The 25,324-nt window shown below is 57.2% G+C and carries 15 protein-coding genes; 7 read left to right on the top strand and 8 right to left on the bottom strand.

Annotation, left to right across the window (positions count from 1 at the left end):
* Positions 1-77 precede the first annotated feature (77 nt).
* Genes L6D63_RS06240 through L6D63_RS06230 form a run of 3 tightly spaced genes read left to right on the top strand, consistent with a single transcriptional unit; the run spans position 78 to position 6,077 of the window.
* Positions 78-2,573, top strand: coding sequence for a tellurite resistance TerB family protein (locus L6D63_RS06240; protein WP_131670711.1), 2,496 nt, complete (start codon positions 78-80; stop codon positions 2,571-2,573).
* Entirely contained in the window at positions 2,570-3,865 is a 1,296-nt protein-coding gene (locus L6D63_RS06235) for an ATP-binding protein (protein ID WP_131670712.1), read from the top strand. The genes L6D63_RS06240 and L6D63_RS06235 overlap by 4 nt, the downstream gene beginning before the upstream one ends.
* Entirely contained in the window at positions 3,840-6,077 is a 2,238-nt protein-coding gene (locus L6D63_RS06230; protein WP_131670713.1) for a DEAD/DEAH box helicase, read from the top strand. The genes L6D63_RS06235 and L6D63_RS06230 overlap by 26 nt, the downstream gene beginning before the upstream one ends.
* Positions 6,078-6,208: 131 nt before the next feature.
* On the opposite strand, the gene L6D63_RS06225 is transcribed toward L6D63_RS06230, so the two are convergent.
* Both L6D63_RS06225 and L6D63_RS06220 read right to left on the bottom strand, forming a co-directional pair.
* Complete coding sequence (locus L6D63_RS06225) at positions 6,209-7,900, bottom strand: hypothetical protein (protein WP_131670714.1); 1,692 nt, start codon at positions 7,898-7,900, stop codon at positions 6,209-6,211.
* 705 nt (positions 7,901-8,605) lie between these two features.
* Entirely contained in the window at positions 8,606-10,570 is a 1,965-nt protein-coding gene (locus L6D63_RS06220; RefSeq protein ID WP_131670715.1) for an alkyl/aryl-sulfatase, read from the bottom strand.
* Between the two features lie 92 nt (positions 10,571-10,662).
* On the opposite strand from L6D63_RS06220, the gene L6D63_RS06215 reads away from it, so the two are divergent.
* The gene (locus L6D63_RS06215) at positions 10,663-11,610 is read left to right on the top strand and encodes a LysR family transcriptional regulator (protein WP_131670716.1); all 948 of its coding nucleotides are present in this window, start codon (positions 10,663-10,665) and stop codon (positions 11,608-11,610) included.
* A 79-nt stretch (positions 11,611-11,689) separates the two neighbouring features.
* On the opposite strand, the gene L6D63_RS06210 is transcribed toward L6D63_RS06215, so the two are convergent.
* Both L6D63_RS06210 and L6D63_RS06205 read right to left on the bottom strand, forming a co-directional pair.
* Entirely contained in the window at positions 11,690-13,045 is a 1,356-nt protein-coding gene (locus L6D63_RS06210) for a DUF1329 domain-containing protein (protein WP_217325390.1), read from the bottom strand.
* A 10-nt stretch (positions 13,046-13,055) separates the two neighbouring features.
* Entirely contained in the window at positions 13,056-14,981 is a 1,926-nt protein-coding gene (locus L6D63_RS06205; RefSeq protein WP_217325391.1) for a DUF1302 domain-containing protein, read from the bottom strand.
* Positions 14,982-15,081: 100 nt separating this feature from the next.
* Here L6D63_RS06205 and L6D63_RS06200 point away from each other — a divergent pair, with 100 nt between their 5' ends.
* The gene (locus tag L6D63_RS06200) at positions 15,082-16,119 is read left to right on the top strand and encodes an AraC family transcriptional regulator (RefSeq protein ID WP_131670717.1); all 1,038 of its coding nucleotides are present in this window, start codon (positions 15,082-15,084) and stop codon (positions 16,117-16,119) included.
* Positions 16,120-16,167: 48 nt separating this feature from the next.
* Here L6D63_RS06200 and L6D63_RS06195 read toward each other — a convergent pair whose 3' ends face one another.
* From L6D63_RS06195 to L6D63_RS06185, 3 genes are all read right to left on the bottom strand, one after another.
* Complete coding sequence (locus L6D63_RS06195) at positions 16,168-17,652, bottom strand: DUF1254 domain-containing protein (protein WP_131670718.1); 1,485 nt, start codon at positions 17,650-17,652, stop codon at positions 16,168-16,170.
* Positions 17,653-18,059: 407 nt separating this feature from the next.
* The gene (locus tag L6D63_RS06190) at positions 18,060-18,752 is read right to left on the bottom strand and encodes a Crp/Fnr family transcriptional regulator (RefSeq protein WP_236170289.1); all 693 of its coding nucleotides are present in this window, start codon (positions 18,750-18,752) and stop codon (positions 18,060-18,062) included.
* A 638-nt stretch (positions 18,753-19,390) separates the two neighbouring features.
* Positions 19,391-19,900, bottom strand: coding sequence for a ProQ/FinO family protein (locus L6D63_RS06185; RefSeq protein WP_131670719.1), 510 nt, complete (start codon positions 19,898-19,900; stop codon positions 19,391-19,393).
* A gap of 394 nt (positions 19,901-20,294) precedes the next feature.
* Here L6D63_RS06185 and L6D63_RS06180 point away from each other — a divergent pair, with 394 nt between their 5' ends.
* Positions 20,295-20,660, top strand: coding sequence for a histone-like nucleoid-structuring protein, MvaT/MvaU family (locus L6D63_RS06180; RefSeq protein ID WP_131670720.1), 366 nt, complete (start codon positions 20,295-20,297; stop codon positions 20,658-20,660).
* 349 nt (positions 20,661-21,009) lie between these two features.
* Here the strand turns inward: L6D63_RS06180 and L6D63_RS06175 are convergent, their stop codons facing one another.
* On the bottom strand, positions 21,010-22,119 hold the full coding sequence (locus tag L6D63_RS06175; RefSeq protein WP_131670721.1) for an HNH endonuclease: 1,110 nt from the start codon (positions 22,117-22,119) through the stop codon (positions 21,010-21,012).
* Between the two features lie 385 nt (positions 22,120-22,504).
* Here L6D63_RS06175 and L6D63_RS06170 point away from each other — a divergent pair, with 385 nt between their 5' ends.
* Positions 22,505-25,093 (top strand): hypothetical protein, encoded by a 2,589-nt coding sequence (locus tag L6D63_RS06170; protein ID WP_131670722.1) that lies wholly within the window; start codon positions 22,505-22,507, stop codon positions 25,091-25,093.
* Positions 25,094-25,324 lie beyond the last annotated feature (231 nt).

Below are 25,324 nucleotides of genomic sequence, written 5' to 3'. Positions count from 1 at the left end.
AAAGAGATTGGCTGATCAGCTCAAATTGCAGATACTGACAATAAGCCAGTATGGACTTAGAGGGGCAGTCAGATCTGATGGCACGGAAGCGAAGAAACAAATCTGAAATTTCCGGGGTAGCTATCCTTGGAGTTTTGTTCTTGGGAGCGATTGCCTCCATCCCCAAAGAAGCCTGGATTGCTCTTGCTGGAGTCGGGGTGATCAGCTTCGGTATATGGCTGATTGTAAAGGCCTACAGCAACTCGTCCAGAACCCCGCCCGCGGTGACACATCAACAGCACCGCCCTCCATCTTCGACAAATCGGCCTAGAGCGGTAGAGGCTGATCCGAATCGGGTCCTAGTGTTCTCTCTGGACGAGGTCGAAATCCAAGATCAGGCCCATACAGGCAACACTCGGGAACTGGCACCTGCTGTGGAGGAGAAAGTCAGGCGGCGAGCGGACTCAGAATTTTTCACGGTCACCCTCGAGGTCTCGACACCATCCTCATATCGCCTGCCGAGTGCGCCGGTGACACTGATGGATGAAAATGTCCGATGGATTCCGGCCGGTGAATTCGTAGAGGTAGCCGGAGAAAAGATTCCTGGCGGCATGATCTATGTCGGTACAGGGCGAGTTGATCGTTATGCTGCACCCGAGCCGTCTTTGATCAACCCCAAACTCAAGGTTTCGCGTGGTGTTATCGACATCGCCGAGAGGCTGACTGGCTACTGGGCCAGTTACGACTCGATTTCACCCGAGGCGCGGCGCGCCTACTTGCAATGGCTGTCCAGTGGACGGAAAGCACCTCATGCCAATATCGGCTATGTATTCCTGTTCTTCTACGGCCTTGAGCGGCGTGTATTCGTTGATGCGAAGAGCGATCCTAATGTCGCTTCCGAAATCGCTGGCATCGCGTTGGAAGTCGAGCGCCTTCTCGCCATCTATGGGGGGAGCAGTTCATTCAGCAACTACGCCGGTCGGTTTCTCGCGTTTCTGCGCATGGGTGAGACCCCGCCGAGACGTTATTTGGCACCGCCTCCGGAAAACCAGGCCTACGGTTATGAAATGCCCATGGAATTGCGTATTGGCCTGGGGCAACTAGCTACCGACAAGCAGCGTGTGCCCGCCGAATGGGCCTTGTCCTGGGCGCTGGCGGATCAGAATATTGGCAAGCGAACGCCAGTGAGCCGTTGCCATGACGCCTTCGCCGTGTTGTTCAAGATCAAGTATGAGCAGCTTCATGGCGACGGCTTGATTCTGCCGCAGAATAAGACCAGGTTGAAGTTGCAGTACAACACCGCGTCGGCTGCCTTGCCGGTTCAAGCGCTCGAGGGGGTGGGTGATATCCCCGACGTAACAGCGACTTCAGTACCCCGAAAAAAACTGCAGCAGATAGTCGATGAATGCACGGCGGAGCTGGAGGCCTACAGCCGATATCTCGGTCGTAATCCGGATGCCCCCGATGCCTTGGAAGGCTTGCTGCAGCTTCCCATCATGCTGTGGCCGGCGGCTTCGCGTGCTGAGTTGGATGCGCTGAAGCAGCGCCTAGGTGACGGCATGGTGGTCATGAGTTTCGGCGAATTGGCGGGGCGACTGAAAAGTGCCGGAGCCCTTTCGCGGGACAAGGTGATCGCACTGGCGCGGGCGTTGGAGTCATTGCATATCGGCATTGAGCCAGATGTATTAGCCGGCAGCAAAACACCTAAGGCGGAAGATACCGTGGCGCTGTTTGCCACCCAGATCGAAGACGGGGATCTAAGAGCATCTCCCGCTTACAATGCCGCCTCGGTCACCTTGGATCTAGCCTGTGCCGTTGCGGCGGCGGATGGCGACACATCTCCAGAAGAGATCATGCTGCTGTCCCGTCACGTCGATTCTTGGAGCCACTTGAGTGGGGCGCATCGCAAGCGCCTGAAGGCCCACCTCCGTCTAAAACTCAACCAGCCGCCGACCTTGCAAAGCCTGAAGAAAAAGCTGGAACCGCTGACCAGCTCGGCGAAGCGAACTGTGGCGGCGTTCCTTGCCCACCTAGCTCAAGCGGATGGGGAGGTGAGCCCTGCGGAAGTGAAGTTGCTTGAGCGTGTCTACAAGGTTCTTCAACTGGACTCTCAGCTCCTATACGGCGACCTCCATGTGGCAGCTAGTGGCGCGCCGACGAGCACTGCTCCTGCAGTTGCGTCGATATCACCGTCCTCCGCATCGTCAGCGTCGATGACTGGCTTCACGCTGGATCATGAGCGGATTGCCCAACTACAACGTGAAACCGAGCAGGTGTCGGCGTTGCTGGCCCAAGTTTTCGTGGATGAGCGAATCGTCGAGCCTGAGGAGCCCGATAATAGTGGCGCTTCGGATGACGCCAGCAGCATCTGTGGGCTGGATGCTGATCACTCGGCCTTCCTTCGCTTGCTTGTCTCTCGGATGGAATGGTCACGAGAGGAGTTGGAGGCGGTGGCCAGCGATATGGATCTCATGCTCGATGGCGCGCTTGAGCACATTAACGACATGGCCTTCGAGCATTTCGATATGCCTATTACCGAAGGTGAAGATCCCCTCGAGATCAATCCTGACATCATGGGAAAATTACCGTTATGAGCAGCATCAGAGCTAAAGATCGCGATGCGGTTATTCAGTCCCTTCGTGCGGGAGTCGTTCCGCGGGCAGGTCAACACCTGATCCAGGTGGGTAGGGTTGGTGAGCTGGAAGCGCTCATTCGTGATGTCGAGCGCTTGACCGAGAGCGGTTCAGCGTTTCGAGTCGTAATTGGTGAGTACGGCGCGGGAAAAACCTTTTTCCTGAATCTTGTGCGTTCCATTGCGATGGAGCGCAAGCTCGTGACCATGCATGCGGATCTGAATCCCGATCGCCGGCTCCATGCCTCTGGTGGCCAGGCTCGCTCGCTTTATGCTGAGCTGGCGAAAAACATGTCAACGCGTACCAAGCCTGATGGCGGAGCCTTGCAGGGCATTGTCGAAAGGTTCATATCCCAAGCCAAGAGCGAGGCCAAGGCGTCCGGTAAGGACAGCGAGGCTGTGATACGCGAGCAATTGGGCCAATTGACCGAGATGGTCAACGGCTATGATTTCGCTGATGTGATTGCGGCCTATTGCAAGGGCTTCGAGGAGGGCAACGAACAGCTCAAGGCCGATGCCATCCGCTGGCTGAGAGGTGAGTTCACCACAAGAACCGACGCGCGCTCTGCCTTGGGTGTACGCACAATCATCGACGATGCTTCCGTCTATGATCAGCTCAAGCTCCTGGCTCGGTTTGTCCGCTTGGCGGGCTTTGAGGGGTTGATGGTTTGCCTGGATGAGCTGGTCAATCTCTACAAACTAGCCAATACCCAGGCACGTAACGCCAACTACGAACAGATCCTGCGCATCCTTAACGACTCTTTGCAGGGTTCTGCCGAAGGCCTTGGATTTGTGCTCGGAGGCACCCCCGAATTCCTGATGGATACCCGCCGCGGCTTGTACAGCTATCCGGCTTTGCAGTCACGTCTGGCGGAAAACAGTTTCGCCAAGTCTGGGTTGGTGGATCTGTCAGGGCCAGTCATCCGCCTAGCGAGCCTGACACCCGAGGATTTCTATGTGCTTCTTCAGAAGCTGCGCCATGTCTACGCCTCGGGCGACAGCGCACGCTACCTCCTTCCTGACGAGGCGCTGCCTTTGTTCATGGCGCATTGCAACCAACGGTTGGGGGATGCCTATTTCCGTACACCCCGCACCACGATCACGGCATTCATCAACTTGCTGGCCGTGCTGGAGCAGAACCCGGGCGCGGACTGGAGACATTTGTTGGGGGCTGTGGAGCTGAGCCCGGATAGAGGTGGTGAAACCGACACTCAAGTAGATGCCGACGATGAGCTCGCAACCTTCCAGCTCTGAGTCGGAGGGCTTCAGCCTTCTTGACTCCCGGATTCAGCGCTGGATTTGGATGGAAGGCTGGACCTCTCTACGAGATGCCCAAGAGCGGGCCATCCCCGCGCTGCTCAATGCTGATCAGGACGTCATCGTCGCCGCGGCGACGGCGGCGGGGAAAACCGAGGCCGCGTTCCTGCCCATTCTGACGAACCTGCTGAAGCAGCAGGAGCCGCCAGGGTCAGTGCTTTACATCAGTCCGCTCAAGGCACTGATCAATGACCAGTGGGAGCGATTGAGCAAGCTATGCGACGAACTCGAGATTCCCGTCGTTGCCTGGCACGGCGATATCTCGTCGAGCCGCAAGCATCGCTTTCTAAAATCCCCTGAAGGCGTGCTGTTGATCACCCCAGAGTCTCTTGAAGCGCTGTTCGTGAACCGGGGGACGAGTCTGCCTGGGATTTTCGCGAACCTGCGCTACCTCGTGATTGATGAGCTGCATGCCTTTATCGGCAGTGAGCGAGGCAAGCAACTGCAGTCTTTGATGCATCGGGTCGAGCAGGTGATCGGACGTCCTCTCCCGCGAGTAGGTTTGTCAGCGACACTGGGCGACATGATGCTGGCTGCTACCTTCTTGCGCCCAGCTTCCCCGAGCAAGGTGACGGTGATCGAATCGAAAGGTTCGGGGCAAATTCTGAAAGTTCAGATCAGAGGCTTTCAGGAGCCAGAGAAAGACACACCCCAGCAGCCCGAAGATAAGGAGAGCCTAGAAGACAACTCAGCCTCCGATCACGCAATTTCCGAGCACCTCTTCCAGGTGCTGCGTGGAAGCAACAACTTGGTGTTCCCTAACAGCAGGACTCAGGTCGAATGGTTTGCCGATCAGCTGCGGCGTCGCTGCGAGCAAGACGGTGTACCTAATGAGTTCTGGCCACATCATGGCAGCCTGTCGAAAGATATTAGGGAGGATACCGAGCGGGCCCTTAAAGCGGGGGACCGGCCGGCGACTGCGATCTGTACCACTACGCTGGAACTGGGCATCGACATTGGCAGCATCAAAACGGTTGCACAGATAGGGCCGCCGCCTTCAGTTGCCAGTTTGCGCCAGCGTCTTGGCCGTTCTGGACGTCGCCCAGGAGAGGCAGCCATTCTCCGCGGATACTGCAAGGAGCGCCGATTGACGGATGACTCCCCAATATCGGATCGCTTGCGCCAAGGATTGGTACAAAGCATCGCGATGATCCGGCTACTGATGAGGGGATGGTTTGAACCGCCAAGAGCGCAGGGGCTGCATTTGTCGACCTTGGTGCAACAATGCCTCTCGATGATTGCGCAGCAAGGTGGTGCCACTGCGGCTGAGTTGTGGGGAACGTTAGTACGCAACGGCCCTTTCTTGGCTGTCGAGCAGGGCAGCTTTCTGAATCTCCTGCGTGCTTTGGGTGAACGAGATCTGATTATTCAGGAATCGGCTGGGCTTCTGCTGCCAGGTGAGTTGGGCGAGCGGCTGATCAACCACTATGACTTCTACAGTGCATTCACAAGCAATGAAGAATTCCGAGTTGTTTGCGATGGCAGACCCCTTGGGGCCCTGCCTGTCTCGCGACCACTGTGTGCTGAACAACGCATCATCTTCGCCGGGCGTCGTTGGCAGGTGATTAACGTTGATACGGAAGGCAAGGTGATTGTCGTCAGGCCCTCTCCAGGAGGAGCTCCCCCGGCTTTTGACGGTCTGGCTGCTCGAGTTCACGACAATGTTCGGCAGGAGATGAAAACCGTACTGCAGGAAGAGAAGGCTTATCCCTACCTCGATCCAGTGGCACAGAGTTTATTGGCGGAGGCGCGGCAAAGCTTTGCTGATCTTGAGTTGGGCCACCAGAGCTTTATTGGGAGCGGAGGAAGAACCTGTCTTTTCACCTGGCAGGGCGATTGGACCAACGACGCCTTGGCCGTTCTTCTGGAGTACGTCGGTTTGCCCACTGAGAACTCAGGGCTAGTCATCGAAGTGCAGGGGGGAGTGGCGTTGCTTGAAAGCAAGCTTCGAGAGGTTGCTGCGTTGAAAGAGCTTAAGGCGAGCACCGTCCTTCACAATGTTCAGAATTTGATCAGGGAGAAATGGGACTGGGCGCTGCCTCCTGAGCTTCGTATGGAGTCGTTCGCCACGATGTATCTCGATCTGGAGAAAGCACAGCAAACCGCAGCTCATCTGATTGGACTTGATACCCCAGCTTCTCTTTCGTGATGCCATGTATTGCTAGATTGAAGACAGCGTCCTACCGGGATTGGCCGCTTTTGGCCGGTAGTAGCTTGTTAGGATGCCCAGAAACGGTCAAAAGCAGATGCATTGAAAATGCCTACCAAAGCAGTGCCGTTTCAGCACTCGGCCTTTAGCCTGTCCATAAACAGTTGCAGGTCGCTCAAATCCAATATCGGGGCCGCATATAGCGAACCAGCAACACCGGGCGAGAGAGGCAGAATATGGCGACCTGCACATAGACGCTCAATGTCGACTCGAACCTGCTGGCCACTCCCCTTTTTCCGACAGAACGGGCAAAGGGTGGCAGCCTCCGGTGAAACCATGTGGCAGGTGTTGCATCGTCTTCCCTTTCCCGCTTGGTGAACGAAAACCCAGAGCTCTGATGCTAGGATCGCCAGTACACGTTCAGCGACATGCGGCTCCATGTGAGGGGGTGGGCCCTTGCGCAGGCGCTCCAAGTATTCGTCCTGATACCTGCAAGCCTCATCGGACTTACGGGCTTTCTCGACACAAGCATTTTCAGTCGCTTTGACGTGTGCCGCATGCGCTTCTTCAAGCGTGCTACCCCGCGGCTCATAGGCAACTCGCAAGATGCTTGTCTTGAAGTGGGTACGCTGTCTCACGATCAACCCGAGAGAGCACAGGTGATCCAGGTACGCAGAGATCACTACCGTAGACCGCGGTAGGGCGGCAATCTCATCAGCGTACAGCGCCAGTCTGCCGGACTTTGTACGCATGGCGTTCCTCAACTCTTTGATGAACCTGGCGACTCCGAACTTCGACTCGACCTCGTCACCGACGAATTGCAGCAGCACATACTTGGGCGGCTCACGGTCTATTGGATAGAAGTGATCGAGGACGTAGGACTGCCATTGAGCGAACGTGGCATTGAATACCCAGTGTCCTTTGACCCGAACGAAAAGGTTAGCGACCCCGCACACTTCGTATCGTCCCAAGCTGGGCACTGAAATCCGCTCGGATAGTTTATGTTCACGGGTAGCCATCCTCTCCGTATTTTGACTGAGCATCAGTTGCTCCAAGTGGGGTTCCAATGTAACGCGCGCAACCTGGATTTTCGTGGGTTGCTCTGCCCTGTACTGTTCCGTAGCTACTTTACGTTGGATGCGGGGCTCTTTCTTGCGCTGCTCCAAGGCGCGTTCGGCCGCACGTATTTTCTGGGCCTCTGGTGTGTGGACTGCAACCCGTGCGCGTAGCCTCGCCCTCGCCTCCGACTCGAGCTTGTCGATCTTGCGCGAATGTAACCAAGTCCGAATAGTGGGGTCTGAAACCAAGCAGTTATCAAATGAGGCCTGATCCCTTAGCGCCTCTGGCTCAATGACGCTCAGATCAATCTCAATGGCGGAAATGCCCTTTCCCTTGATTTTCGCCAGTTTTACTTCATCAACCGCATGGGTGACCTTGATCTCAATTAGCAGTTGTTTGCCATTAACCTCAAACACTACATCGGGCCGAAACCTACCCAGCCACACCTCCTCCCAAGCTTGATCCGCCTTGATAGGTGTGGTGGTTTCGAGATGAATCGTTTCCTTGAAAATCTTGCCGTCGATAGCTTGGGCATGGAGCGTGGTGATGTACTCAGGAAGGCACACGCGCTTTAGTCGCTGGAGTGCTTCCTTGCCGGCCAGGTGAAGGGCTGTTTCGTAGCCACCAGCGCAATCAGCCCCCGACGAATGGCTAAAGTGGGCAGCCCGGACTCTCCCATTGTTCTTGGCTTCCAGCTGTGCGGCACACTCAGGGCAAACACAGCCACAGGCTTTCCCGTTGGGCACATCCTTAACATGCCACATAGTCCCCTTCCGAAGCCCGAACATCAGCATTCGGCCATGCACTGAAGGGGCTCGCGTTGGGGATGCTAACTCATCATCCAAGATAGGCATCTGATTGCACTCGGCTGCACCTGCTCACACCGCAGCGTGTTGGCAACTGCGGTCTGTCACGACCGGCAGAAATCGGCCAGACTTTAAAGTCCGAGACGCACCGGAATCAACCGGTCTCTTTTGATAATGCAACAAAAAACCCGCCGAAGCGGGTCTCTTCAAGACCATTCCGACATCCTGTCGGCAGCCTCCCAGGCGATGGTCGATCATCCGTGATCCTGAGCGCGTCCTGCGCTTCAGTTGATGTATGTAGGTTAGGCTTAATGGCGAAGCCTCAACAGAGGATATCGCAGCCAATGTGTGTAAGCCTTTCGCTATGGGAAACCTGCGAGCGCGTGATGTTCTTTGTTTGCATTGGACGATTGCAGTCATTCTCACAGACCGGAATCGGCCAAAAGCAGCCGTTAGCTAGGTGCTACTTCCGGCCCGAAGCATCCTATCCAAGATGATTCAAAACACCTGTGCAGCCAGTCAGAGCGAAAGCGGCCAGCCCCACTCACAGCAACATGGGGCTTAAGTCTAACTATCGAGGACTCTACGATAGCTGGACCTATTTGCGGGTACGGCCAAGCCCGCCACTCTGTCTCGGCGCAATTGGTTGGCGTAGTCCAAATACTACCGCGTGACAATGGGGAAGCGTCCGTCTGGCTGATCCAGTAGGCTGAAGAAGCGCCCAAGGGCCAGGGGGTTGCCGTCGATCGACACCTGATCGGAGCTGAGCAGGGCAGCGGCGCCGGCTTGCCCACTGATCATCTGCAAGAAGAAGTCCTTACTCAGGTTGAGGCTGGCGTCGGCCTCGGCGACTTCGTCTTCATTCATGCGGCGGTGATGCAGCACGGCGTTCTCGATCCACAGGTGATAGCGCGCGCCGCTGTCGGTGAAGTTGAGGTTGATACGCAGCGCGCTGTCGGCTGCCGCCGTGCCATCGAGCTTGGTGGCCATCACGTCCAGGAACCGCTCGGGCGCGGTGTGTTTGAGCATGTCGAGCATCATCACCGGGGTGAAACCCTCTTCCGGCAGGCCGTGGCGCAGCTCATAGGCGCCACTCAGGTAGAAGTTGCGCCAGGGCCCCGACTCGGCCTGATAGCCCAGTTGCTCGAAGCTGCGTGCCTGCAGATCGCGGGCGCCCTGGTCGTCCGGATCGGCATAGAGCAGATGTTTGCCCAGCTCCGCGGCCCAGCGGTAATCGCCCTCGGCATAGGCCTGCTCGGCGGCTGCCAGCAGCGGCTCACGGCCGCCGGCCAGGGCCACGTACTTGGCGGCGGCGGCCACCGGCGGCAGTGGGTCGAGGTTGGCCGGGTTGGCGTCGAACCAGCCCAGGTAGAACTGATAGATGCCGCGCACGTTGTGCTTGAGGGTTCCGTAGTAGCCGTGCACGTTCAGATGGCGGTCGAGGCTGGGCGGCAGGTGCAGTTGCTCGGCGATCTCCGGCGCGGTGAGGCCGGCATTCATCAGGCGAACAGTTTGATCGTGCAGGTAGCGGTAGACATCACGCTGGGTGGTGAGGAAGGTCTGGATGTTGTCCTGCCCCCACACTGGCCAGTGGTGCTGGTTGAACAGTACCTCGGCGCCAGCGGCTTGCGCGCGGCTGGCGTCGATGTAGTTGGCCCACTGCAAGGCATCGCGCACCTTGGCGCCGCGTAGGGTGTACAGGTTGTGCAGGGTTTGCGAGAGTAGCTCGGCGCCGCCAAAGGCGTTCAGCTCCGGCAGGCTGAAGGTCATTTCCGCCGGGGCTTCACTCCCGGGTACGTTGTAGAAGACGAAGCGCACCCCATCCACGTCCAGCGTCTGTTCGCGGCCGTCGATCAGTTGGGTGGGCGGCAGAATGCCCATGTGCCCGAAGGCCACCGCCTTGCCCAGGCCGTTGTCCACCAGGCCCTCGGCGCTGCGCGGCAGACGCTTGCCATACATGAAGGTGGCACGGCGGGACATGGCGATGCCCATCATCAGGTTTTCGCTGGTGGCCTCTTCCATAAACCCAGCCGGGGCAATCACCGGCAGCTGACGAACCTTGGCGTCTTCGGCGCTGATCACGCCGAGGGCGCCGCCAAAGTGATCGACATGGCTGTGGCTGAAGATCATCGCGCTTACCGGGCGCGGGCCCAGATGTTGCGCAACGAAGTCCATGGCGAAGGCGGCGGTTTCCCGGCTGGTTAGCGGGTCGATGACAATCCAGCCGCTGTCGCCTTCGATCAGCGTCATGTTGGCTAGGTCGAAGCCGCGTAGCTGATAGATTTTGTCGCTGACTTTGAACAGCCCAACCTGGTTATTCAGCAGCGCTTGCCGCCACAGGCTGGGGTTGACGGTAGTGGGGGCCTCGCCTTGGATAAACGCAAAGCTATCGAAGTCCCAGATCACTTCGCCTTCGGCATCGCGCACCTGGCCCTGAGGCGTGGCAATCAGGCCGCGGCGTGCCTGGGCCAGGCCCTCGACATGGCTCAGGTCATAGCTCTGCGCCACCTCGGCCTGGGCAGCTTGCGTGCGTGGCGTGGCGGCGCTGTGGCTGGGCGCAGGGCTGTCGCTGCATGCACTGAGTAGCAACAAGGTGCTGGTTAGCATCCAGCGAAAGGGCAGATTCATCGGCGTTCTCCAGAGAGTGTCTGGTCAGAGCATGGCGTGCGCCCTATTATGCGTCCAATGCAATCAAATCATCTCCTTGATGCGCGAAAGACATGAATATAGAGCTCCGTCACCTGCGTCATGCCTTGGCCCTGGCCGAACATGGCAACTTTGCCCGCGCCGCAGAGGCGCTGCACCTCTCCCAACCGGCGCTGACCCGCAGCCTGCAAGCGCTGGAAGCGCAGGTTGGCGAGCAGTTGTTTGATCGCAGCCACCGCGAAGTGACCCCCACTACGATGGGCGAGCTGCTATTGCAGCATGCCCGGCAACTGCTGCTGCACGCCCAGGACTTGCAGCGTGACCTGCAATTGGCGCGCGGCCTGGAGCAAGGTGAGTTGCGTGTGGGAGTAGGTCCGTTTGCCGGCGCCGCGCTTGTCGCCCCGGTGCTGGCCATCTTGAACCGCGCGCACCCCGGCGTGCATTTGGAGGTGGTGCTGGCACCCTGGCAAGAACTGCCCGCGCGTTTGCAACGCCGGGAAATAGATCTGCTGGTGGCCGACTTGCACGAGATCGAAGACGACCCCAGCTATACGATACAAGCCCTTGGTGAGCACCACACGCTGCCAATGTGCCGCGCCGGTCATCCCTTGCTTGAGCACCCCGAGCCTAGTCTGGAGATGCTGTTGAAGTATCCACTGGCCGGACCCAACCTTCCCGAGGATATTCGCGAGCAGCTGCTCAAGCGCCTACCTAGAGCCTTGCAGAACACCTGGCGTGAGCAGTGGAAGCTGGCCATCACCTGCGATAGCTCGGCCATTCTCAAGCAGCTCCTGCAGGGCTGTGAGGCGCTGGCGATATTGCCTTGGTTTATGGTGGAAGACGAACTGCGGCGCGGCGACTTGCAGGCTTTACGCAGCCTTGACCCTGGCCTGCGTGGGCGTTTCGGGATTGCTCGTCTGCGCGGCAGGCGCCTATCACTGGCTGCGCAATGCTTCATCGAGGTGCTTCTGGCCCATGATGCCACCGTGCGCCAGCGCCAAGATGCTTGGTTGGCCCGTTAGGGAAGGGCATGGCAAGGCGGTCAACCTGCAGCAGATCGTCGTCCGACGCCGAATGGCTGACTCGCCGAAGACCGATCCTTCAGTTCTTCCCACCCAAGCGGCGCAAGGCATCTGGCTTGAAGTCTTGGCGCAGAGCCTCATGGCCGAAGCTGGCTTCGCGCTTGACTTCGTTGCTCAGACCGCTCAGCAGGTAGCGGCGCGACTGCAGGTCATGTGTGGCCTCAGCGGTCATCCATGGCACCAGGTCGTTGTAGAAGTTCATCTGGTAGGCGGTCGATACTCTCCAGAGCTCTCCGCGAGCATCATAGTGATCCGCCAGGGCAATTTGCCAGGTGTCTTCATCGATGAAGAAGGTGCGCTTCTGATAGATGTGGCGCTGGCCAGGTTTGAGCTCACCTTCAATCTCCCAGACCCGATGCCGCTCGTAACGTATATAGCCGCTGTTGATGTGGGCGGGCTGGATGATCTGAGCGTATTTCAGGCCTTTGTCGTGCAGGTGGTAATTGTTGTAGGGAATCAACAGCTCCCGTTTGCCTTTGAGGGTCCAGTTGTAGCGGTCGAACGCACCGTTGTACATATCCATGTTGTCTGAAGTTGCCAGGCCTTCCGCGCTGTTCTGTGGGGAGTCGTAGGCCAGTGTCGGAGCGCGGCGCACACGCCGCTGTCCGGCGTTGTAGGACCAGGCCTGACGGGGCGTACGTAACTGATCAAGGGGCTCGTGAATCAGGGCGATATTGCCGGCCAGGCGGGCAGGAGCCAGGGTCTGGCCGATGAAGTAGAAGAGGATATTGCTGTCCGGGGTGTTGTCTTTGACATGGGTGGCAAAGACCTGGGTCTGGCGGATGAGACTGGCCTGATAACTGCCGTCAGTTTGCACTGGCATACGATGCGTCTCGCGCATGACAGCGCCGCCGCGGTAGCGGGTGACATGGTTCCAGATGACCTCTTCGGCCCGCTGCGGAATCGGAAATGGCACGCCACTGGCGTAGCCGCCCTCCAGGCCACTACCACTGGCATTGAGGCTGATCTGGGTAGCATTCTGACGGCTCTGCTGCAGGATGGACTCGGGGTAGGCCGCGCTACGGTGTGTGGGATACAGCTGCAGGTAAAAGCTCTGCGGATACTGGTGGAGCATCGCTTGGGTGCCGGGGCTCAGCCATTTGGCGAACGGCGCCATATTGCTGGAGTCGATGCGTTGCAGCATCTGTTCGGTGCTATAGGGGTCAGCCAGCGTTCGGTCCATGCTCGATGTCTTGAAACCTCCGTCCCAGGAGGGAATGCTTCCGTCGGCATTCCCGGCGCGTTCGGCCCCCATGGGGGTCAGCTGTAGATCAAGCTGTGCAGCCAGCTCGGGTGAAACTGCACAGAGTACGGGTTGACTGAGCGCCAGCCCCAATGCAAAGAGGACGTGGCGGGTGGCAGAGTGATTGAACATGCGTGGTTCCTCAGAACTTGGCGCCAAGGGTGAATGAGATGAAGTCCCGGTCAGTCTGTGGGTTGAAGTCGCCCCCAAAGAAGTCGGTGTAACTGAGCGCCGCGTTGTACCGATTTTGATAATCGAAGTTCACGGCTAGCGTGACGGCCTGGCGACCCTCGATGAACTGTGGTGCCGGAGAGGGCGCGTAGCCTTTGACATCATGGCGCCAGGCCAGCGACGGGGTGACCACGGTGCCTGGTAGCAGGTTGCTGTAGGTCAGGTTGGCCCGAGCGGCATAGCCCCAGGACCACGGCGTGGTGTAGCCATCAAGCCGGCAATAGTCTTTGTTCAGCGCCGGGTTCTTGCAGGCGATGGCGGTGCCTTCCACGCCAGAGCCGTAGACCGCATCGCGCCCGTAGGCAATGGTTTGCACCGGTTCCAGGTCAGCCACATGCACGGCCCCGACCTCGGCCATCAGCAGCAGGTTCTCCGCGCCCCAGATGTCGCTGAAGGTTTGCATGGCGGTCAATTGCAGCTGGCTCACAGGTTTGCGCTGGTAACCCTGTACTTGCTTTCCATAGAGACCTGCGGCTTTAGCAAGGATGGGACCGGTGCCCGGGGTCACGATGTCCAGGCCGAATAGTTCATCGACGATGGGCGACTCGGTATCGAGAAAACCGCTGGCATAGAGAAAGTCCTGGCCGTTGATGGCAATCGGCTGGTTGGGCCTGTGGCTTATCTCACCGGCTAAGGAAATTCCCCAGGGACCCGAGGTGTTGAAGCTCAGCCCGTACAGGCGGATATCTTCTGGGAAGGCCATCTGATAGAGCGGTGCCTGGGCCAAGGGATTGGCGATGCTGCCTCCATAAGCCGGGTTGTTGGTGACCCCGGGCAGGAAGAATCCGCTTCCGGGCCGTTTCGAATAGTCGGCAGTGGCGGCGTTGGTATAGGGCAGACGGCTGTGATAGTTCATCACGTAGAAGGCGAATTCGGTGCTGTTCAGCGCTTCGGCGAAGTAGTCCAGCCTTAGGCCCCACTGCCCGCTATCTGAAGGCTTATCGTCACTGAGACGAGGAATTCGCATGTTGGCCCCAGCTGGCAGCCGCGGGTAGACCAACTGCAGGTTGTCCTGCTGCGCTTCGGTGAGCGCGGCCACTGCGTGCAGCGGGCCGCAGCCCGGTTGGCTGGCATCCGACTGAGCGAAGAAGGTGCCGCAGCCCGGTTGTACCGTGGCACGCCATTCCAGCTGATAGAAGGCGCTGGCCGAGAGGTTGTCGCTGAGTCCCAACGACAGATTGAACAGGTTGACTGGAATCAAGGCTTCCTTGATCTCGACCCCTGGGCTGGTGAGGGCATTTGCGTCGATGGGATTGATCACATTGATACCGCCCTGGATGAAGGTGCTTTCCCCCCAGCTCAGGACCTGCTGACCAAGGCGGATATCCAGCGCTCGGTCATTCAGCTGGAACTCACCCCAGACGTAGGCATCCATCAACTCGGCCCCGGAAAACGTGGCCAGTGAATCAAAACCCGAATCGTCGAAGTCTTTGAAGCGGGCGTCCCCGTTTTTCAGCAGGTCGTCATACCAGAACTTGCCACTGATCTGCAGGCCGAGGTTGTCTCGGCTCAGAGCCAGCTCGGAGATGGCTTTGACCCGTCGGGAGAAGGTGTCGCCAGCCTTGAAGTTCTGGCGCCCATCGTTGCCGTTGATGCCGGCTGCAGACCCGCCGTAGGCAATGGGCAGTAGCGGCTTGTCCGGATTGCTGGTGCTGATGCTGAGGCCGGCTGACAGGCTGGTGTCCCAACGGCCGCTGATGCCGTTGTCCAGCTCGAAGGTAGCGGCCTGGCAGAGCGCACCATTGAGGGCTAGCAGCGGGTACAGGATTGCACCGCGGCCTCTGCGAAATTTGTGCATGAGAATCCTCGAGGATTGTTTTTGTTGTTGTGAGCGCAAACGGTTGTTCCGCATGGCTGGAGGCTTAAGATATGAAGAAGCGTCTTATCTTTCTTGGCGTGCATTGCCGCTTTTTTGGCATTTTCAGACAGGAATACAGATGAGCAGCGCCCCCCACGAACTGGTCCACACCACCATCGCTACATGGACTCTGGCTATTCAGCGTGCCCTGCAGGGCTATGGCATAGAGGCTGAGCCTCTAATGTTGGAGGCGGGCATCGATCCGGCGTCGGTACTCGATCCGGAGTTTCGGGTCGCGGTGGTCAATATGTGGAAACTCTGGCGGCTCAGCGTGGAGCGGACTGGCAACGATGCCTTCGGACTGCAGGTGGCGGCCAACCTCTACCCCACACACCTCAATGCCATGGTCTTTGCCCTGCAGGCCAGCGCCACTTTGCGCGAAGCTCTGCAGCGTCTTCAGCGTTACGTCCAGGTGGTGACGACCATCGCCGAGATCGAGGTGAACGAGGGGCCGCAGGGAGTCGCGCTGATCCTCGGGTCCGACAGTTCCACCTCTGCGCAACGGCCTTATTTTCCGATCGATGCCTTCATGGGGGTGTTGTTCCGCACCTTCCGCGAGTTGCTCGGCGCCTGTGCGGCGGATGGCCTGCTGGAGGTGCATCTGCGCCGCCCGGTTCCGCAGCAGCGGGATGCGTTCGAGCAGTTCTTCGGGGTGCCCCTGCACTTCGGCGCGGAGGCGAATGTACTGCTGATGGCCTCCGGCATGCTGGACCGTGAGCTGCCGGCGGCCAACGCCATGATTGCTGGCATGAATGAGCAGCTGCTACGCGATTACCTGGGGCGCATGCGCCATGAGCAGGTCAGCCTGCAGGTGCGCAAGGAAATCATTGCCCTGCTGAGCACCGACCAGTTCGGGCTTGAGCAGATTGCCGAGCGCCTGAACATGAGTGGACGCAATTTGCACCGCAAGCTGGCCGAGGAAGGCACCTCGTTCAAGGAGCTGCAGGACGAGATCCGCCATGACTTGGCGCTGCGCTATCTGGGCATGCCCGGCATGAGTCTGAATGAGATCGCATTCAGCCTTGGTTTCATTGATCAGAGCAGCTTTAACCGGGCCTTCAAACGCTGGACAGGTGGCAGTCCTGGGCAGTACCGGCGTGAACGGAAGGCGCGCTAGTTTGCAGAGTTCAGGCTGGGGCATAAGGCGGACCCAGCCTGGCCGCTATCAGCTCTGGTCCTGAGGCTGAATGGCGGGAATAAATTGCTGCAGTGTTTGCGGATTGCGTGTTTGCTCATTGGGCAGATAGATGCGGTAGTTCAAGCGGAATAGACCCGTTTGTGGAGTCGGTAGCCAGTTGCTCTCCTGCCCTGCCGGCGGCTGGTGCTGGATGTAGAGGGTCAGGGAACCATCCGGGTTGTATTTCAGGCCCGGGGTGCGGTCGCCGATCGAGTAGCGGTCGATGGCATTGTCCACCAACTGGAAATTCGTGCCGTACAGGGTGATGGACCAGAAGCCCTTGTTCTGCAGTTGAGGCAGTGCGTCGCGCTCGAAGTGCAGGACATAGCGGCTCTGGCCGTCGAGCAACTGGCCGGTGCCGTCCTCGTAGGTGCTGAAATACACCCCTTCCTCGCGATCATGCACCATCAGCCCTTCGAGCGCGCCTTCTGCCCGGTTGATGAAGTGGAAGCCGTAGGTGCCCTCGTGCAGGTTGTTCCAGCGAGTCGGATAGGGCGTACCGCGGTACTTCACCTTCCAGGTCATCAGGTCCTGGCTGTCCTGCAGGGCGCGTTTAAGGCCAGCCACCGTGGCAGGGTGCAGCTTGCTGGCATCGAAGGGCTTGCCGAGCTCGATGCCGATGCTCTGGAACATAGCTACGGCGGCCTGTTGCCCAGGGCGTGGAGGGTTCTCATTAAGCAGGTCGACCATGCGTTCGAAGACGGCTAGGTCGCCACTGTATTCCTTGCGGTTCATCTTCACCGCGACCACCTTGCCGAAGCCATCGGGTCTGCTCCAGTTGCTCAGCGACGTGGTATGCACCTGTTTCTGCAGCTCCAGCACGCGCGGCAGATCCTGAGGGTCTTCCTTGCTCACCCCGTAGCGCAGGGCGAGGGCGCCGGAGTTGGTCGGCAAGCGACGCAGTTCGACGCCGGGCGGTACCTCGCCCTGCCAATCCGGGCCGGTGAACAGATAGTGGCCGCCCTTGCCCAGGGTCGCACGGGTGCCGATATAGGGCAGATTTTCAAGATAGGCATCGACGACCTGCACGCTCCAGTAGCGGTCGTGGACTTCCGGCAGGCTGAGGATCACCGGATCATCCTTGAGCTCCAGCATGACGCCGCTGTAGACGGTGTCATTGTTCGGGGTGTAGGGCAGTTCATCATCCGAGGTGGCGAGTTTGGTCATGTGGCCAATCTGGTTGATGGGCGCGCAGGGACAGATCTGGCGTTCCGTGACGAACCGCAGTTTGCGTTCGTTAAGCCGCAGCAGGCGCTCGCGGTCGGTGATGGTCAGCGGCAACCCCCAGATATATGCCTGCAAGCCCAGTGAGTAGGCCCAGTTTTCTTGCGCACGCTCATCGCGGCTGCGAAGCTCGTCGCGACTGAGGCCTGCATCCGGATCTTTCTTCTGCAGGTCGGGGACGGCAAGGTACTGATACCCGGCGGTCAGAGCGACGCCCACTAGAACCGTCGCCAAGAGTTTGAGTTTCATACGCATTCCCTGTTATTGAAAGTATCGGGAATGCCACTCTAGGTTTGGTTGGCTGGTGGGTCTCAACTCTGGTTGCCAGTTTTTTGACCTGCGCAGACAAGCCTAAGCAAGCCACAGCGCCCAAGCCTCTCATCAAGGCAGCTGCATTGGTGAGGTTCGCGCAGCTGCAGGCTAACCGATTCAATCCTGAGCCAAGGGTCGCTTCAGACCTATTGCAACCAACTGCCATGGACGGAGACATTGTTCGGTGGCCGTCAGCTCCTGACCTTTTACGCTGCCTGCTACAGGCCGCTTTTGGCCGCTTTGATCCTGTCGCATCAGGCAGGAGTCGGCCAAAAGCGGACTCACAATTAGGCATGGAAGCCTTTAGAGAACTCGAGGCTATTCAATCAGCTAAAAGATGGCGCTTACCGAGGCAGTAGTCGATCAGTCTCCTGCCTGACTATGGCATAGCACTCACAGCTCAGATGTTCGAGTTTAATACGATCAAGCACAGTGATATGACCACGGTTGTATGCGATCACGCCCAATCTCCGCAGTATACCGGCAGCTTCAGTGATGCCCTCACGACGCACCCCGAGCATGTCGGAAATGAGCTTCTGGGTCATCGTCAACTGATTGCCCGGCAAACGATCCAGCGATAACAGTAAGCATCGGCATAGCTGTTGGAGGATGGAGTGATACCGATTGCAAACTGATGTTTGCGACATTTGGATAATCAGTGTCTGGATGTAGCGCAGTATCAGTATATTCAGCTCACTGTGGTGGTTGAACTCGTCCTGGAGTAGTTTTCCAGGCATTCGGTAGGCACGACCAGCACTTTGTACGACTGCACGGCTGATTGTGCTATCGACGCCCAGGAACAGCGAAATACCGGCTAGTCCCTCGTTACCAACCACAGATACCTCAGCTGAATCACCGTTCCCCAATACATGGAGGAGCGAAATGATCGAGTCAACGGGAAAATAGACATGACTTATTGTCTCGCAGGACTCGTAGAGAATTTCGCCCTGCGGTAATGCCACCCATTCCATATGACTGAAAAGGCGCTTTTTAGCGGCCTCTGAAAGGGCTATCAAAAGGCGGTTCTGCCGAAGCATGCTCAACATCTCTAACAGAAGTTGAGTACACTGTAATAGCGACAGAAATGAAGCTCTGTTCGGTACTGCACATAAGGTTTGCGAACGATCCAAAAAGGTGCGGCCCAACAAGCAAGCAGTCATTTCGGAGGTCTGCCTGAAGAAACGGCAGAGACGATAGATTATCCGCAGGCCTTAGTGGCAAGGCTTCGTTCTGTTCTGCCGTCAGCGCTCGAAGGCGGTGGCCACCGCACTCGCCCGATTACTGGCAGCAGCCGATACAGATGTGAGTATCGCCAATTACCACGGCTGACTTTTTCAACAGAATCGGCCAATGGCTGCCTGTCGTGGGCGGCTGAGATCGGCCAGAAGCGCCCACAAACTAGCTGTTTACGATCCAGGGCTTGATGGGGCTGGCGGATAGCCTTCCGACATGCCCTCAAACCTCATGTGCACTTGATGAGGAATCGCTGCGGAAGAGCTTCGCGAGGATGAAGAAGAGCGCGAGCGTACCGGTAGCTTCGAATAGGCTACCCCGACGACTCCATTTGGCCGGCAGCGGGCACATCTGACAGGCGGTACCCGTCACTTGCCGCTCTTCGAACCGCCTCTCGCACCTTGTCAGTGATTGGGCGACTCGGCGCCGAGCACGAGTGATTTTAATCCACGATCTGTTCCACAGCGGTATCGACGGCCTTGTCCTGTATACGCTCTTTCGGCTTTGTCTGATTACGTCGTGCTTGTCCGCGCTGCCGCTTAGCCTGCTGCTTAGCATGCAGCGCCTGAGCCGCCGTCACCATGCCAACTGCCTGGCCGTTTAAGTCCAAGCGCGGCGCATTCTCCGTCATGCTTGCCCAGTAGCGATTTCCTCGGCACCAGGCAGCGATGCCCTGCTTGAGCTGTTCGCAGGATATTCCGAGCAGCTCCAGGTGTTGCTCGGCATCCTTGAAAATGCCCTCCTTTAGCGGAGCCTTGGGGGCCGGATTGACCGGGAAGGCCAATGGAAAGTGCTTCTGCAATCGCCAGATCGCTTCGACCGCAGGATCTTGCTCGCTAGGCTTCGTCTGCAGAGAAGGATTCCGCATACGCTGCTTCGTACTATCAGTCTTTACCTGCACTTTTTCGGCCCGCAGGCGGTCGCGTAGCTCAGCTAGTTGTTCAAAACCCATCGTTCAGTTCGCAGCCTTATGATTGATTCATGGTGCAAGGTTATCCCATTCAGTCTTTTGACACAGCCTGGGCCGAAAGCGGACTGCATCCAAGGGTTGCTATCGGCCCAGAGTGTGTAAAAACGCTGAGCCAAAATTGAAGTGCGCGCGTCTACGCGAAATCTGAAATTTATCGGTAGGTCAGCAGATATGGATTTTGCGTAGAACCGCATTTTTCAGCACGTTTTTTGGTCTTTGCTGCCCTTGAAAACGTTTTTACACAGCCTCGGCCAAAAGCTGTCATCGAGTGTCTACGAATTCAGGGCCGATTCAGTTTAGCGTGCTTACTCTATCCATTAAAATGAGTATGATATGGTTGTTATTTTTACCCGCTTAAATTTATTTGGAGCATCAAATGTCCCGTCTTGCTGAGTTTCGTAAACTCGAACAACAACTTGCGTCCCAGCTTGCTGAGCTTGAAGCAATGAAGGGCGATGCAGGTCTCAAGAAAGAAATAGAATTTGAATCGAAGCTACGGGACTTGCTTGCCAAGTACGGCTTCAGCTTGAAAGACATCATTAACCTGCTTGATCCTCAAGCTGGTCGTCGCGCTCCAACCGTCGATTCCAAAGCCGGCAGCCGCAAACCACGCCAGGTAAAGGTTTATAAAAACCCTCACACTGGCGAAGTCGTAGAAACCAAAGGCGGCAATCAGAAAACGCTGAAGGAATGGAAAGCTGAGCATGGCTCCGCTACCGTCGAGTCCTGGCTGACCAAGTGATTTTTGTTTGAGTACAAAAGGGCCCTGCAAGGGCCTTTTTTTGAGCCGAAATTTTGGATGGTTGAATCGCCCCTGTATTCGTAGAAACTCGATGGCCGCTTTTGTCCGACCTCAGTCTGGCGCAGCGGGCAGATGTCGACCCAAAGCTGCCGGTGGCGACAGGCAGAAATCGGCCAGAAGCGGTCGTAGGTGTCTACAAAAGCCGGGGTAATTCATCTCATACTTCCCCCATCAGTCGCGATTACTCAGTTGTCGGAGTTGCAATCCGCGAACACCTTGCAGCCAACACCTACAATCAGAAGCTGCAACGGTTGCTCACCTAGAGTTCAGCGCTCGTCTGGCTTCTTGGCTATTTGTGCCTGATACGTCCGGCATTGACCAGGTGATGGATGTAGGGTGCAAGACTCTCTACATAAGCTTCAATAAACTCGTCAGGGTCTACTTGGTCGTTGCCCGCGAAACGACGCTCCATCGCTGCTCGCGAGCTGGCAAGAACCTCTTCTAGATGCTGCTCCTGCTGCCGCTGGATCTCATGGGGAAGGACAGCGTGCAGGCAGTCCAACGCTACCTGCGAATCGTAGAACTGATACTCATAGATTTTCCTGATCTCTGACTCATCAAAATTCAAATCGAAATCGACAGAAAATTCCTGACCCTTGGTTGGGTCTATCGCATACGAATGCTTAAAATCGTCACCCTCGTAATCTGCGCTCAGCGAAATAACGATTCGGACAATGCCAAAATATTCGAGATACGCTTGAACCGTCCGCGCGGCCTTGTTGCCCTTCACGCAAATGCAGTGGACGGGCACGCCGACTGGCCGGTTGATGAGTAGGTCATGGTGGTAGTAGTGGCCGAAGCACGGTTCACCATCGTTGAAGATATAGGCGTTCGCTCGCTCGCAGATCTTGGGGTTGATACCGTTTGCAGACAGCAGAGCTAGAGCCGTTTTCACGAACGACTTGCCAACACTCAGGCCGCCGAAGCTGAATTCGAAGTGGAAATACCCATCAGGGTATTTTGGCTGTGCTATCGCGCCGGCTAAGGTTTTCTCGACATCCAGCGTGGGATAGGTGCGTTTCAAGCCAGTCACGATCTGGCGGGCCTGCTTCATGTCATTGGCGCTGATTTGAAAGTGAACGCCATCTTCCTTCACTTCCTTCTTGATCTCTGGCGCGAAGAATTTCAACGAATTCTTATCGTAGATTAGCTTTTCGCCAGCAGTCGTCTCAACGACTTCAGCGCGGTTCTCGCCTCTGTCACGTACGACACGGAAGAACAAGGCCAGCTTGTTCAGTTGCTTGGCTAGATCTGTATCCCACGTCTCCCCGGCCTTACCATTGCACGTACGACAGATGAAACCTTTAACCTCACGTATCCCGCCGATTGAGTTAGGGATGATGTGCTCACCAGAATCGTTTTGAGGCGTTAGAGACTCACTGCACAGGTAGCAATCCATACTTCCCACTCCTAACGGCTCACCGGGCTTTCCAAACCTTCAACGCCTTCTTCATAAGGGTGTTGAACGTGGCACCCATGCTACCTGTAATCTCGTTCGTGGAGGCATACAGCACACACTCGGCCTAGGTCACGAACGGCCAAGAGCAGTCACTCGCGCGACTGAGTCCGCATCAAGTTTACGGCAGTATCCGACTTATCGGACAAGAAAGCCTTTGTGAACTTCGTGCTTGCCTGATATGCCAGGCATGATGCTCGTGGGCTCGCTCAGGAGAAGCTGTCACCATTGCTGCGACTTCGCTACAAGGAGCTGTCGGCTGCATTTGCAGAGCTCGGCACGTTGTAAACAATCAGGAAAGTCTTCGTCGAATTTCAGAGGCACACGTATGTCGGATAAAGTAGCCACAGAGCTGGCGGGGTGGGAGAAGACCCGGCCCATACGGGTAGCGTTTCTCATCGAACCAGGTGAACACGCAGATCTCATTCTCGACGGTATATTTGCTGACTGCTACTCGCGATGGGGTGGTCGATTCAGCCTTATCGCCCCATGTGCAGCCGGCCGGATTGTCGCCGACTACTGGCCATGGTTGGAGGCCTTCGATCCAGACATCGTCTACTCCTATGTTGAGCTGGCCGGAGATGCGGTTCTTGAAATTCACGAACGCCTCGTCCCGTCGGACTACATCCTTCATCGGCTGGAGTCCAATTCGAGACTGGATCTTCCTGCGTTCAGGCCGCAGTATCGCTTTACCGCGCTCTCCTCACTGTCGACCATGTTCCGTCTAAGTCGTCACAGCCCATTGCCAGATGGGCCAAAGATCAAGGTCATCGACAGTTGGCACACGGAAAGGCCTACCCGATTCCTGACCGACAACCTTGGCACCTACCATACGAGTGCGGCCACGGGCATCTACCCAAATGATGCGCGGTCAACGGCTGGCCTACTGACGGTTGTCTCCGAAGAGTATTTTCAAGACCTCAAGTACGGAGTGCCTCGCGATCTTGATCGCGTCGCGTCCGAAGCTGAGGCCTTTACCGAGTTTGTGTGCAAGCGGGCAACGGGCATCAGTTTGCTGTCGTCCTTGTATGCGACGCGTCTCGAGATACGGGACAGTCGGTGGAGCAGTGCGTTCAACCTGGTAATCGGTGAGTCATTCGAAGACAGGCTTCTGTTCTGGAATGCAAGGTTGCTCATACCCGCATGGCTCGACAGCGACCTGTGCTGCTTCCGGCTGACGCTTGACCAGTTGAAGGACGAGGACTGGGTTAGCCAACTCGCCCAACTGCTTAATTCGCGCAATCACGTTAATAGTGGTGCTGGAGGACAGTCGCAGCTTCAGGTGCGCTCGGCGTCACATAGCGCAGATGAACTCGCCGAAGTACTGAGTACGCTTCGCGGCGCAAAAGTGTGGAGCGTTAGTGGAACGGGAGACGTCGTGCCGGGTGGTCACGTCATCCCGAGCGAGGATTCGCTGCGACGTGCATGTGAAGAGACTCAAGCCATGGAGGGACGACTTAGGGGGGCTGCATGGCATGGCTTTCGGTGGAAACCGCCTATTGCTCGGCCGTCAGCAATGGAGCCGGAACATCTGAATGATGCTCCACCGGGTCAATCGTTCACACTTGGACTCTGGGCGCTCGATCTGAGCTTCGAGTATGAGCGGGACAAACCCAGATTTGCGCAGGACAACATGTGGATGCTGCCAAAGCGGTGGCGCATGGCCGCTGCCTTTGAGGCCAAATTCGTAACGCGCGGCCTCGGGCAGAGCCTGCCTCCTATGTGTCGCACGGGTAGGCACGGTAACCTGGCTGTATTTGCTGGTGTTAACCGTGCGCTTGAGTCGGTAAGGGTCCCGAGCGCCTACGAGGCTATGCAGCATGCACTGTGCAGGGACTCCGCGATCTGGAATGTAGGTCCAAGTGATCCGCCGTGGCCTTCGGCGAAGGCGGGATGGATGCATCCCTCAAGTGAAAGCCCTCATCTCATTGGCGTCCTTGGGATGGCCGGTGGTCTCTCGAGGGCCAAGAGCCTCCTTTTGCATCCCTTCTTACAAGAGGAATTCGCAGCCTTGGGCGGATCGCCAAATCTTGCGGATGCCGATGTTTTGGCCACCGCGAACGCTATCGCGAAACGTGCGCGTGGAAGACCAGTCTTCGATCTTCAACTTGAGAGTGAGCGCACAGCCCTTGCAGCGCTTGTCGTCAAGGCGGCGCAATCAGTCAAGGCTCCGAAGATGCATGTTGCGCTCGACCATCTACGAGAGCGCTGGAATGCTTACAGGGAGAGGTACTGGGCACAGCGCCCCGATGAGGTGGCTGGCACTGAAGAGGAACGCAGAGAGCAGAATGCCAGGGAGCAGCGAGCCATTGATGACTGTCTCGCTGAAATGAGAACAGCACGAATGCTCTTTCAGGGTTATCCCTGGACTTGTGTGGCCTGTCAGCATCGCAACTGGACGGACTTTCAGGCCCTCAGATCGCCTCTTGCCTGTGATGTCTGCCGGACCGAAACGAATCTGCCTGTCGGTATTCCCTGGTACTTTCGGCCGAATGAATTCCTTATTGAAAGCCTTCGCTCTCATAGCGTGCTGTCGCTGGTCTGGGTTCTGTCAGCGCTGCGCGATCGTGCTCATTGGTCGTTTATGTATTTGGGGCCGACATGGTTTGGTTCCTTGCAAGACTACGACAATCCCGACTCCGAAGCGGACCTACTTGCCATCGTCGATGGCGAGTCAATTCTCTGTGAGGTGAAGTCAGCATGGCGCAGCCTGCGGGGCGTGCATGTAGAGGACTTTGTCCGTATTGCAAAGCGCCTCAGGCCCGACCGAGCGATGCTTGCCGTCATGGAGGAAAGCACGCGGCTCGATAAAGAACTCAACAAGGCCAGGAGTGACCTTGAGGCAGATGGTATTAAGTTCGAACTGCTGACGCTGGCAACGTATCGCGTTCACGACGACCTATTTCTTGTTAGCTAGATCACCTAACCAGTGAGCGTTTTATTCAAAGCTGACATTGGTGAATGTCCGCTTTTGGCCAAGGCTGTGTAAAAGCGTTTTTGAGCGCGACAGGTACTTAAAAACGGACTGAAAAGCGCGCTTCTACGCGAAATCCACATCTGCTGACGTGCCGATAAATTTTAGATTCAACGTAGAAGCGCACACTTCAATTTTGGCGAAGCGTTTTTACACACTCTGGGCCGATAGCTG

It is taken from the genome of Pseudomonas parakoreensis (assembly GCF_021602155.1).
Classification (GTDB): Bacteria; Pseudomonadota; Gammaproteobacteria; order Pseudomonadales; family Pseudomonadaceae; genus Aquipseudomonas; species Aquipseudomonas parakoreensis.
This window is presented reverse-complemented; position numbering and strand designations above follow the sequence as displayed.